At 60.5% G+C, this 11,722-nt stretch carries 11 protein-coding genes and 1 pseudogene; 6 read left to right on the forward strand and 6 right to left on the reverse strand.

Going from position 1 to position 11,722, the window contains the following annotated elements; genetic code table 11:
* Positions 1 to 112 precede the first annotated feature (112 nt).
* On the forward strand, positions 113 to 1,216 hold the full coding sequence (locus tag CHB99_RS07915; RefSeq protein ID WP_042120975.1) for an NADH:flavin oxidoreductase: 1,104 nt from the start codon (positions 113 to 115) through the stop codon (positions 1,214 to 1,216).
* On the opposite strand, the gene CHB99_RS07920 is transcribed toward CHB99_RS07915, so the two are convergent.
* Entirely contained in the window at positions 1,185 to 2,402 is a 1,218-nt protein-coding gene (locus tag CHB99_RS07920) for a glycosyltransferase family 4 protein (RefSeq protein ID WP_042120974.1), read from the reverse strand. The two genes, CHB99_RS07915 and CHB99_RS07920, sit on opposite strands and share 32 nt — an antisense overlap.
* A 179-nt stretch (positions 2,403 to 2,581) precedes the next feature.
* On the opposite strand from CHB99_RS07920, the gene CHB99_RS07925 reads away from it, so the two are divergent.
* Complete coding sequence (locus CHB99_RS07925) at positions 2,582 to 3,895, forward strand: methyl-accepting chemotaxis protein (RefSeq protein WP_042120973.1); 1,314 nt, start codon at positions 2,582 to 2,584, stop codon at positions 3,893 to 3,895.
* 44 nt (positions 3,896 to 3,939) lie between these two features.
* Here the strand turns inward: CHB99_RS07925 and CHB99_RS07930 are convergent, their stop codons facing one another.
* From CHB99_RS07930 to CHB99_RS07945, 4 genes are read right to left on the reverse strand one after another with little or no spacing between them, the layout of a single operon-like run.
* Positions 3,940 to 4,401: a DoxX family protein gene (locus tag CHB99_RS07930; protein WP_042120972.1), complete on the reverse strand. Its 462-nt coding sequence runs from the start codon at positions 4,399 to 4,401 to the stop codon at positions 3,940 to 3,942.
* Between the two features lie 10 nt (positions 4,402 to 4,411).
* Entirely contained in the window at positions 4,412 to 5,167 is a 756-nt protein-coding gene (locus CHB99_RS07935) for an HvfC/BufC N-terminal domain-containing protein (RefSeq protein WP_042120971.1), read from the reverse strand.
* The gene (gene bufB / locus CHB99_RS07940; protein WP_042120970.1) at positions 5,164 to 5,997 is read right to left on the reverse strand and encodes an MNIO family bufferin maturase; all 834 of its coding nucleotides are present in this window, start codon (positions 5,995 to 5,997) and stop codon (positions 5,164 to 5,166) included. Before bufB ends, CHB99_RS07935 begins: the two co-directional genes overlap by 4 nt.
* A gap of 15 nt (positions 5,998 to 6,012) precedes the next feature.
* Positions 6,013 to 6,294, reverse strand: coding sequence for a BufA1 family periplasmic bufferin-type metallophore (locus CHB99_RS07945; RefSeq protein WP_042120968.1), 282 nt, complete (start codon positions 6,292 to 6,294; stop codon positions 6,013 to 6,015).
* 217 nt (positions 6,295 to 6,511) lie between these two features.
* Between CHB99_RS07945 and CHB99_RS07950 the strand changes: the two genes are divergently transcribed.
* Positions 6,512 to 7,099: a sigma-70 family RNA polymerase sigma factor gene (locus CHB99_RS07950; RefSeq protein ID WP_042120967.1), complete on the forward strand. Its 588-nt coding sequence runs from the start codon at positions 6,512 to 6,514 to the stop codon at positions 7,097 to 7,099.
* The gene (locus tag CHB99_RS07955; RefSeq protein WP_042120965.1) at positions 7,086 to 7,727 is read left to right on the forward strand and encodes a DUF1109 domain-containing protein; all 642 of its coding nucleotides are present in this window, start codon (positions 7,086 to 7,088) and stop codon (positions 7,725 to 7,727) included. Before CHB99_RS07950 ends, CHB99_RS07955 begins: the two co-directional genes overlap by 14 nt.
* On the opposite strand, the pseudogene CHB99_RS07960 reads toward CHB99_RS07955, so the two are convergent.
* Positions 7,728 to 7,928 (reverse strand): annotated as a pseudogene (locus CHB99_RS07960) (EI24 domain-containing protein); the annotation flags it as partial.
* 487 nt (positions 7,929 to 8,415) lie between these two features.
* On the opposite strand from CHB99_RS07960, the gene CHB99_RS07965 reads away from it, so the two are divergent.
* Positions 8,416 to 8,769 carry a hypothetical protein gene (locus CHB99_RS07965; RefSeq protein ID WP_042120963.1) on the forward strand — a complete coding sequence of 118 codons (354 nt, stop codon included), beginning with the start codon at positions 8,416 to 8,418 and terminating at the stop codon, positions 8,767 to 8,769.
* A 41-nt stretch (positions 8,770 to 8,810) separates the two neighbouring features.
* Positions 8,811 to 10,760, forward strand: coding sequence for a hypothetical protein (locus CHB99_RS07970; protein ID WP_042120961.1), 1,950 nt, complete (start codon positions 8,811 to 8,813; stop codon positions 10,758 to 10,760).
* Positions 10,761 to 11,722: the final 962 nt, after the last annotated feature.

Raw genomic sequence — 11,722 nt, forward strand, 5'->3', positions numbered from 1 at the left:
GCTCGAACGAACACCACAAGGCCCATGCCCTTAAATCACTCAGATCAATAGTACTCGTCCCGCCATACCCCCCATCCTATGCTCAGGCGCCTTTCATCCCGAGGAGCGCCACATGTCCGTCACCGCACTGTTCACCCCTTTCCAACTGGGCGCCCTGGAGCTGCCGACCCGTGTGGTCATGGCGCCGATGACCCGCACCTTCTGCCCCGGCGGCGTGCCGCACGCCGAAGTGGTGGAGTACTACCGCCGTCGTGCCGCCGCCGGTGTCGGCCTGATCGTCACCGAAGGCACCACGGTCGGCCACAAGGCCGCCAACGGCTACCCGAACGTGCCGCGCTTCTATGGTGACGACGCCCTGGCCGGCTGGAAGCAGGTGGTCGACGCGGTCCACGCCGAAGGTGGGCGTATCGTCCCGCAACTCTGGCATGTGGGCGCGGTGCGTCGTCTCGGCACCGAGCCGGATGCCAGTGTGCCGGGCCATGGTCCGAGCGAGAAAATCAAGGATGGCCAGGTGGTCGTCCACGGCATGTCCCGCGAGGACATCCAGGAGGTTATCGCCGCCTTCGCCCAGGCCGCGAAGGACGCCCAGGCCATCGGCATGGACGGCGTGGAAATCCACGGTGCCCACGGTTACCTGATCGACCAGTTCTTCTGGGACGCCAGCAACCGCCGCACCGATGAATACGGTGGCGACCTGGCCGGCCGTTCGCGTTTCGCCATCGAGTTGATCCAGGCCGTACGCGCCGCGGTCGGCCCGAACTTCCCGATCATCTTCCGTTTCTCCCAGTGGAAGCAGCAGGACTACACCGCGCGCCTGGTCACCACGCCGCAAGCCCTGGCCGACTTCCTCAAGCCGCTGTCGGACGCCGGTGTGGATATCTTCCACTGCTCGACCCGGCGCTTCTGGGAGCCTGAATTCGAAGGTTCGCCGCTCAACCTCGCTGGCTGGACCCGTCAGCTCACCGGCAAGCCGACCATTACCGTCGGCAGTGTCGGCCTGGACGGCGAGTTCCTGCAGTTCATGGTCGATACCGACAAGGTGGCGCAGCCGGCGAGCCTGGAAAACCTCCTGCAGCGATTGAACGCCGAGGAATTCGATCTGGTGGCGGTGGGACGCGCGCTGCTGGTCGATCCACAGTGGGCGGCCAAGGTCCGCGATGGTCGCGAGGAAGAAATCCTGCCGTTCAGCCGTGAGGCGCTGACGAGCCTGGTTTGACCTGCAGGCCGGACTCGTCGCGCCCGGCCTGTCCGGCGCGCAAGGGTTCGCAGGCCCCGCGCAGGTGCATCTCGAATTGCTCGACGATCGCCGGCCAGCCCTGACGGCTGGCGTGCTGGCGGGCATTCAGGCGCACCCGGCGCAGGGTCTCGCTGTCTTCCAGCAGCCAGCAGGCGGCATCGATGAACGCCGCGGCGTCGCCTGGCATGGCCAACGCGCCATTGTGCCCATGGCGAATGTGCTGGGCCGCGGCGGCCTCGTCATAGGCGACCACCCCCAGACCCGACGCCAGCGCTTCCAGCACCACATTGCCGAAGGTCTCGGTGAGGCTCGGAAACAGGAAGATATCGCCACAGGCATAGTGTTCGGCCAACTGCTCGCCGCGCTGCGGGCCGCAGAAGATGGCGTCCGGCAGTTGTGCCTGAAGTGCCGCCCATTGCGGCCCGTCACCGACGATCACCAGGCGCATGCGCCGTTTCGGATACGTGCGTTGCAGCTCTTCGAGGGTGCGTCCGAGCATGCCCAGGTTCTTTTCCGCGGCCAGGCGACCGACGTAGAGCAGGGCGATGTCATCGTTGCCCAGACCCCACTGTTCGCGCAGCGCCGGGTTGCGTCGTGCCGGACTGAACAGGCTGCTGTCGACACCCCGGGAGAGCAGGGCCAGGCGCTCGAAGCCACGCCGTTCCAGGGACAGCCGCTGACTCGGGCTGGGCACCAGGGTGCTGTGGGTGCGGTGGTGGAACCAGCGCAGGTAGTGGGTCAGCGCCCGCGCCAGCAGACCGAGGCCGTACTGGCTGGAATACTGCTGGAAATTGGTATGAAAGCCACTGACCACCGCAATGCCCAGGCGCCGCGCCGCGCGCAGGGCGCTTAGCCCCAGCGGGCCTTCGGTGGCGATGTACAGAACGTCCGGGCGGTCGCGCCGCCAGCGTCGCAGCAGTTTGTGCATCGACACCTGACCCCACTGCAAACCGGGATAGCCAGGCAATGGCCAGCCGCGGCAAAGCAACTGGTCGGTGTCGGGCTGGCCCGGCGGATCGTCGCTCTGCCGCGGTCGCACCAGTTCCACCCGATGGCCGCGCTGGCGCAGGCCTTCGCTGAGGCGGCCGAGGGTATTGGCCACGCCGTTGATTTCCGGTGGGAAGGTTTCACTGATGAGGGTGATGTGCAACGGGAGTGTCGTCATGGTGCCCAGTGTCGAGCGGCGAAATTGCGCCTGGATGACGCGCGCATGACATATATGTGACGCCCGATTCCCGGCAGCGCCGGCCCGCGAAATATTCCCGTTTTATGGCTCAAGAATGGCCGCCCGCCAGCCGATGCAGTAGGCATTCCCGATGGTGATAGCGCTCCAGGAGAGCGGTGATGTTCAACAGCAAACTGAAAAAAGAAAACGATGAGTTACGCGAGCGGTTGATGAGCCTTGAACAGGTCAAGGACAGCCTGGACAGCGAGATGCTGGTGCTGCAGTTGGATCCCAGCGGACGCATCGAGTCGGTGAACATCAATTTCGAAAAGGAAATGCACTACAGCAACGCGCAACTGGTCGGTCGCCATATCGAGGAAATCGTCCCCGCCCATGTCAAGCCGCTGGACTTCTATCAGCGCATGAAGCAGGCCATCGCCCGTGGCGAACATCTCAACGGCGCCTTCCGCCTGCTGCGTGGCAACGGCGAGGAAGCCTGGTTGCGCTCGATCCTGCAGCCGGTCAAGGATGGCAATGGACGCATCAGGTACTTCACGATGCACTCCAGCGACCTGACCCGCACCATCGAGACGTCTCGCGAAAACGAAAGCCTGATCAACGCGCTGATGCGTTCCACCGCGGTGATCGAGTTCAACCTCAACGGTGAAGTCCTCAGCGCCAACGACCGCTTCCTGCGCACCATGGGTTACACCCTCGAGCAGGTTCGCGGCAAACACCATCGCATGTTCTGCGAGCCGGAGGAGTACAACTCCACCGCCTATCAGGCGTTCTGGGAAAAGCTGCGCCGTGGCGAGTTCGTCGCCGAGCGCTTCAAGCGCGTCGACGCCCATGGCCGCACCGTATGGCTGGAAGCCTCGTACAACCCGATCATTGATGCCCACGACGTGCTCTACAAAGTGGTCAAGTTCGCCACGGTCATCACCGACCAGGTGAACCAGGAGAACGCGGTCGCCGAGGCTGCCGATATCGCCTACACCACCTCGCTGGAAACCGACACCAGCGCACGTCGTGCCACTGCCGTGGTGACCCAGACCGTCGAGGTGATGCGCGGCCTGGAAACCTACATGCAGGACGCGGCCGACGGCATCCAGGCGCTGGACAAGCAGTCTCAGGTGATCGGCTCGATCATCAAGACCATCAGCGACATCGCCGGGCAGACCAACTTGCTCGCGCTCAATGCCGCGATCGAGGCTGCCCGCGCCGGTGAACAGGGTCGCGGCTTCGCCGTGGTCGCCGACGAAGTACGCCAGCTGGCGTCGCGCACCAGCACCGCCACGGAGGAAATCGCCCGGGTGGTACAGCAGAACGAACAACTGGCCAAGGCCGCGGTGGATATCATCGACAGCAGCAAGCGTCAGGCTGAGCAGGGTCTGGAGCTGGCCGGGCAGACCGGCACGGTGATCACCGAGATTCAGGATGGGGCACAGAAGGTAGTGAACGCGGTTGGGCAGTTTTCCAACCAGTTGAAATAAGCCGCGGCACCGATGGCCGGCGCGCAAGGCGCCGGCCGTTGCTTTCAGTGAATCCGCAGCAGCCGGTCCAGCGACCAGCCGCCACCGCCCCTCGCGACCAGCAGCAAGAGCAGGCCCGCCCACGACAGATGAGTGGACCAGGCGTCCGGGTAGACGAATATCTCGATCACCAGGGTCATGCCGAGCAGTGCCAGCGCCGACAGCCGCGTGAACAGCCCCAGCACCAGCAGCAACGGGAACAGGTGTTCCGCGTAGGTCGCCAGATAGGCGGCGATGTGCGGTGGGATCAGCGGCAGCATGAACTCGCTGCGGAACAGTTCGAAGGTGCTTGGTGTCAGGCTCAGCAGCCCTTCGACCTTGGTGCGTCCTGAGAGGAAAAACACCGAGGCGATTCCCAGGCGTGCCACCAGATACAGCAGTGACTCGCCGAGCAGGCGTTGCGCGAAGTCGGCCAGTTGGTTGTAACGTGACAGCGGACGGGGCGATGTCGGGTGGGCGATGTCCATGGGGGCTCCTTCAAGCGAGGGCAAGTGGGCGGAATACACCGGCGCGCAGGAGGCGGCCGAGCAGGTCGGTGAAGTCGAGATCGGCCTGCACTTGCAGGGCCAGGCTCGAAGCCTGGTCGAGGCCGTGACCGCTGGCGCAGGCCTCGAGAAAGGCGCAGGCGCCTTTTTCCAGCGGCTGATGACTGACCCCCTCCGGGCTGCCGACCAGCAGCGCGCCTTCGCCTTGCCAGGGGATGTCGTCGTTCCAGTCCAGACCGTCGCGGCTGCGCTGCCACAGGCTGTAGACCGGGTGCGTCTCGAACCAGCGCCAGCGTGCGCCACGCCGCGGTACCAGGCAGCGCTCGCTCAGGTCGCTGGCGGTGTGGCCGGCGAGTGCGGCGAGGGTCAGTTGCGCTTCGTCGGGCGCGCAAAAGGCCATCAGCCAGTCGTGGTCGAGGCGGGCGACATCCGCCAGCCAGGGCCATTCATCGAGGTTTTCCAGTTCGTCGAGAAATGCCGGGAATGCCGCGCCGTAGTGCACCAGGCGGACATCGGCGGGTGGCGAGCGCAGCGCGTAATCGCTGGCCACCGCGCGCATCCATGACGTACCGACGAGGCGTTCGACCGCGGGGAAATTGGCGCACAGAGCATCCACGCAGCCCCTCAGCACCGTGTTGCGGTAGACGGCGAATGCCGGCTGCGCGCTGAGGTCCTGGAGGGCCGGAGCAGGGCGCTGGTAGAGCGCCTCGGTGAAGGCATCCTGAAATTGACCGAGGGAGAGGTTCATGCTTGCTCCTTCGCGCACATGAGCACGGTCTGGGCGATTTCGCGTTCGGCCAGCAGCTCGGCGAATGCGGGGATGGCGTCGTCGCGCTCGATCAGCGTGGGACGCGGGCCGATGCGCTGGATCAGTTGCCGATACAGCGCCCACACCGGTTCGGCGATGGCCGCGGCGTGGGAGTCGATCAGCAGGGTGCCGGCTTCGTCAGGGCTGAAGCCGGCCAGGTGGATTTCGGCGATGGCGGTGGCGGGTACCCGCTGCAGCCAGGCGCAGGCGTCGTAGCCGAGGTTGTGGGCGCTGACATGAACGTTGTTGACGTCCAGCAGCAGCGCGCAACCGGTGCGACGGGTGAGTTCGACGAGAAAATCGATCTCGTCCCAGGCATGTCCGTCCAGGCGCAGGTAATGACTGGGGTTTTCCACGGCGATACGCCGACCCAGGGCGTCCTGGGTGCGCTGGACATTGTCGGCGATGCGCGCCAGCGCCTCGTCGGTCCGCGGGAAGGGCAGCAGGTCGGGGTGATAGCTGCCGCGCCAGGTCGACCAGGCCAGGTGCTCGGAGACCAGGACCGGATCGAGCAGATCCACCAGCTCGCGCAGGCGCCGCAGATGTTCGGGATCAGGGCTGGCGTCCGCCGCCAGCGACAGCGAGACACCGTGCAGCGACAGCGGATGGCGTTCGCCGATCCGCTGCAGCCAGGCACGACGCGTACCGCCGACCATGTAGTTCTCCGGATGGACCTCGAACCACAGGCCCTCGGCGGCACACTCCGCAGCTTCGGCGTAGTGCTCCGCCTTCAGCCCGAGTCCGGCGCCCAGTTGGTCGTGCCTGTTCATGGTCGGCGCTCCGGATCAGGACTTCAGCGGGGTCAGCGAACCCATGCCACTGGGCGTCTTGATCGAGGTGCAGGTGCCGGCCGGAACGTGCTTCCAGGCATCGCCCTGATAGTCTTTCTTCGAGGTGCCCGCGCAGGTGGTGCCGGCACCGGCCTTGCAGTCGTTCTTGCCGGCCATGGCCACGCCGTAGCATTTCTCCATGGCGACGCCCTGGTTGGCTTTCGTGTCGTCGGCCATGGCGTTGCCGGCGAGGGTGGCGAGGGCCAGGGCGGCGGCGGTCAGGGTGAGGCTTTTCATGATGCAGTCTCCACGAGATTGGAAGGCCAGGGTGATGTACCGGTGGCTCGAGGAGTAGTTCGTTGCCTGATGGAAACCGGTTACAGCCTGCGCAAGTTTTTTTTTGAGGTTTGTTCGGCAGCCTTCTAATGTGCTTCCCCTTGGCACCGTTTCCCGGTCACGACAGGCCGGGCACGCCATAAACGAAATTTCCCCATGGATGTAACCCGGGCGATCGATGCAACGAACTACTTCACAGGATGTACTGAGCGAGCGTGAGGCGACTCTGCGGGCCTTGCTGCTGCGCGGCATGAATGGCGAAGCGGCGGCCTACCGCGAGTTTCTCGCTGCCCTGGCCATTCATCTGCGTGGTTTCCTGCGCCGCCGCCTGGCGCAGTGTCCGGACGAGATCGAGGATTTGCTGCAGGAGGTGTTGCTGGCAGTGCACAATGCCCGGCACACCTATCACGCCGAGCAGCCACTGACCGTGTGGGTACAGGCCATCGCGCGCTACAAGCTGGCTGATCATTTTCGCGGCTTCGCCCGCCGCGATGCACTGCATGACCCGTTGGACGATGACGGCGAACTGTTTGCCGAGGGCGACACGGAGTCGGTTTCGGCCAGACGTGATCTGGGCAAGCTGCTCCTGCAACTGCCGGAGCGTCAGCGTCTGCCGATTGTGCATGTCAAGGTCGAAGGGCTTTCGGTGGAGGAAACGGCGCGACTCACCGGGTTGTCCAGCTCGGCGGTCAAGGTCGGCATCCACCGCGGGCTGAAGGCGCTGGCGGGCTTGATTCGAGGTAAAGGTAACGATGAAGACCGATGAACTGATCAACGTGCTGGCCAGCGGCGAAGGCCCGGTGGATCGCCACGTCTTGCTGCGACGCCTGGGGATCGCCTTGCTGGGCGGCGGGCTGGCCGCCTTGCTGCTGACCATTTCCCTCTACGGCGTACGCGCCGATCTGGGCGAAGTCGCACGCACGCCACTGTTCTGGGCCAAGGTGGCCCTGCCGGGCAGCCTGGCACTGCTGGCGATCTGGCTGAATCGACGACTGTCGCGGCCGGGGGTGAAGGGCGGAGGTGTCTGGCTGCTGCTCGGGCTACCGCTGCTCCTGGTCTGGCTGGGAGCGGCGCTGAGTCTTGCCGGTGCCGCGCCGGAGGCGCGCGGCGAACTGATCTTCGGCCGCACCTGGCGCACCTGCGCGCTGAATATCGCCTTGCTGTCGCTGCCGGTGTTCATCGGCGTGTTCTGGGCCTTGCGTGGCCTGGCGCCGACTCGCCTGCGCCAGGCCGGTGCGGCCGGGGGGCTGCTGGCGGGCGCCACCGCGACCGTTGCCTACTGCCTGCATTGCCCGGAAATGGGTGTGCCGTTCTGGGGCATCTGGTACCTGCTGGGCATGCTGGTGCCGACCCTGGCCGGCGCGGCCCTGGGACCGCGCCTGCTGCGCTGGTGATCAGCGTCCTTCGCGCTCGCGCACCCAGAACAACGTCGCCCCGGCGACGGCCGCCGGCATCATCAGGATGTTGACGAACGGCACCAGCAGCGCGACGTAGGTGATGCCACCAAAGCCCAGCGACTGCCAGCGCTTCTGCCGCAGCCAGGCGAGCATGTCCTGCCAGCTCATCTTGTTGTTGTCCGCCGGGTAGTCGATGTACAGCAAAAACCCGGTAGATCTTCTGGAAACCGCGTAAATCAACGCCCTTTCCCAAGGGAGTGAATAGCAAATGTATCAGGTGAGTGGATGGTCTGAGAAGGCCACACTCTTTGATAGATGCTCTTGCACCGTTTTATGGGGCGACGGGGTCGGTCCATGACGTCGGCGGTTACTCAAGACGCTATTCAGGAGTGTCTGCAACTGACTAGTGGTCGGTTTAAGAGAAGGGAGAGGGCAATAGAGATGAGTCGTTTGGCAGGAGAGGAGGGGGGCTAGTGGAGCCGCCTCCATTCTATAAGTTCTTGATTTCTCAAGGATCCTTCGCAAGAAAATCCAGAAGTGGACCAGCGTTTAGCCACACCTGAGTGGTAGGCCGTGCTGGGCATTCTAGCGCCGACATCAACTGCGATTCCACCTAATCCAGTACACTAGCCTCCGTGTAAAATTGCAGTCTTCTCTTTGGGGCGCGAGCGGGAGCATCACAACCATGAGTGATTTGACCGGTTTAGAGATATCAAGGCAAACGCTTGAGGCTCATCTGAAGCCTGTTTTGGAGCATTACGATGTGAAATGGCGTGGACACGGCGTTATCTATGTCGACTATGAACACTACAACATCCAGACGCTCTCTCTGATTCTTAATGACCTAAGTCGCGACCTTGGAGTGTCCTCCCAAGTGATCAGCTCCAGATTAGTCGAGCTGGGATTGCTTAACGATGTTCGGGGTGTTCAGCCTGCCAAGAATCGTGTTGAGCACATTGTTGACTCGATTCTACACAGAAAAGAAAAAGATATAGATACAGATATGGATGACTTCGAACCCGACGAAATATATGACTAAGGTTGGCTTCAGCTTGTCTTCGCCGTTACTGATGGGGTTATATGCGACCGGAACACCTTGATCTTTCTACTCCATTGTTTCTGCCCATAGCAGAAGAGGTTTGTCGAGGCCTGCTTGAGAAGTCTTCTGACGCCTTGGGCACTCTATCGGATCCGGAGCTAGCTGCATTGTTGGTCATCCAGAACCTTGTGCAGGTTAAAGAAATGGATCTTGCCCCTTCAGCAGTTGAGCGGATTCTTGTTAAGTTGCTGGACTGGGCTGTCGGTGTTTCCGGCCCGTCATCAGTGAAGCTGTTGCCAGAAGCGAGGCGCTTGTTCGATCAGAACAAACTCTACTTTGGCATAAAAGTTATGGAGAAGTCTAATTTACGCTTCCTAATGGTCGATGAGGTCGCTGCCCAGAAATATCTATTACCTAACGGAAGGTGGGATGTCGATTACAAGTATCGCCATGCTCGTGATAATAATCCATTTCGCATGCAGATGTTAATCTCGGATCGCGATGAACGTTGGTTGAGCGGAGCGCAGGACCATCTGGTAAGAACATTTAGAGCTAATTTGGATGAGCACCTTCATGTTCAGGGTTACGCTGGAATCGGTAAAAGCCATCTGGTTGGAGCATTAGTTGAGTGCTTGCAGCCCTATAAGACATTGGTGTTGGCTCGTACCGACGAAAAGCTCGCGAATCTTTTGAGGCGAATTAAGTGTGACCCCCGAGAGCTAACCTGCAGCACTTTTCGAAAGTTTGCATCCAAGCTGCTTCATCGTAGATCGGTCGAATCAAAGATTTTCCGAGTCAAGGTGGGTAAAGAAGCACTTGCCCAAGAACTGAATATCATTGGTGTCGCGTCACACGATCCATTAGCCACGGTGAATATTTGCCTGAGAATGCTAGGGCGATATTGTCGGTCACGGGATTATGCTTTGTCGCTAAAGCACATGCCTCGGCTACACAAGACTCTGTCCGACGTCGACGCTATGATACTTCTGGAGTACTCCAGTCGATTGTGGGCTTACCTTCAAGCGAATCCTGAATGGGGGCGCTTCACTGATATTGAAGTATTGCTGATGATCAAGAGTGCGAGCCTGGAAGGTCGTTTGGTTTCGCCTCGTTATTCGCATGTACTGGTCGATGAAAGCCAGGATGTCCCCGCATCGTTACTTCAGATTCTGGAGCGTGGGCGACAGGTACTAGTGACCTTGGGAGACGAGTATCAACATGGAAGTGACGACGTCGCTGTCCGTGCAAGAACGGTTCGACAAAGTGTCGTAGGCTTCTCTGTTCGTTCTGGTCGGAATATCGAAGATCTTGTCAATCCGTTGATTTCTCGCCACTCCAAGAAAGCTAAGGAGGCTTTCGAAGGGTCGCGGCATGCCGACGTGGGTATTGAAGAATATCCCGAAGGCTTCGTACCGCCGGAGGGCTGCGTCGTCCTAACCGCTTCTTTGTGGGACACCATGAAATGGGCAATACAGTTGCGCGATTTAAAGTGTTCGTTCAGTTTTTATTCGAGAGATGAAGAGACGAAGCTTTGGGAGTTTATGATCACTGCCATCGGCTTATTCAATCCCCGTTTTCATCAGCGGGACGAGGGTGAAGTACATCCGTATTTCAGTGAGTGGACGAGTTGGCAACAGGTACGGGATGCAAACCAGTTCGATGAGTCGTTTCTCTGGGTGGAAGCCGAACTGAAAAAAGGGTTCAGGGTGTCAGATGTAACTGGAATGATAACCCTTGTGGCTCGGGCTAGCAGAAGTTGCATGTTGATGAGGGCTGGGCAGGCTGGGGGTATGGAGTTTGATAATGTACTTCTTACTCCAGGACTTCTCACCACGATGCAGTTTAAGGATGCTTATGAGTTTGATGACCGGATTTGTGCTGTTTACATAGCGATTTCCCGAGCTAAGAAAAAGTTGTATCTGCCTTACAAGCTAATTGACTGGATTAAACATCACGATTACATAGATTTTCGTGAGAAACATATTCACTGATAGTCTTTCTGAATTTGGTGAAACCCACCTTTCAGTGGGGCGGTGTTCAGCTCTATCGCCCTAGCGTACCCATGGCGGTCGCTAGAATTCCAAAATATCAACAGGCACGAAAAAGCCGCCCGTAGGCGGCTTGTAAGCGTGCTCAGGAGCGTAGACGCTCGATGCCCGAGGTAATGGTCTCGGCGTACTGATCGATTGCCTGAAGGGCTGTCATCACGTTGTCGTGGACCTGTGTCGATCCTCGCAGGCTCACCCACAACGACACTTCTTCCAAGGCTGCTCTGAGAGCTGTCTGGTTCATCAGCAACAGCTCTCCAAGACGTCTGCTGCTCCTGCGACGGTGATGCCCTCGAATGTGCATAAGCGTGTCTGCGTTAGAAGCAGCTGGACTGCTGCGGACCATCCTGCAGGCATAGTCGTCAAGATGAGCCAACCAATTCGAATGCCGCCCCAGCTCGCCAGCCTAATATGCGCACGGACAGGCATCGACCGCACCTTTTTTGTTATAGGGTTCGCGCCCGCAAAAATCTCTCCGTTGTCTTTTCCTGCATGAAAAAAGGATGACAGGCGGTCTCATCGTGGCAGGGCGGGGCTCACAGCGTATTGTCTCGTTTCACACACAAACTACACACGAGTTATCCACAGGCCGCCGCCTTGCAATACGCCGGGGACCGCATTATCTTGGGTCTCAGAAACGCAAAACCCCCATATATTGGGGGTCGTAGAGGATAGCTAGCGAGTGAGCACGGTCTGTCGCCAAACTTCACGTGCCCACTCGCCTCCCCGATACGTGCATTTCGAAAACGCATGAATCTGGGCAGGCGGTCATTAAGCCAACAGCATGACCGCCACGTCAATACATTCTAAATGTAAAGGCGTCTCGCCCAGAGGATTGCATCTACCTGCATCCTTTAGAGGCCTGATCTACCATGCATCGATCCCATCATCGCCGCTCGTCGGCA

This window comes from Pseudomonas japonica (assembly GCF_900188455.1).
Classification (GTDB): domain Bacteria; phylum Pseudomonadota; class Gammaproteobacteria; order Pseudomonadales; family Pseudomonadaceae; genus Aquipseudomonas; species Aquipseudomonas japonica.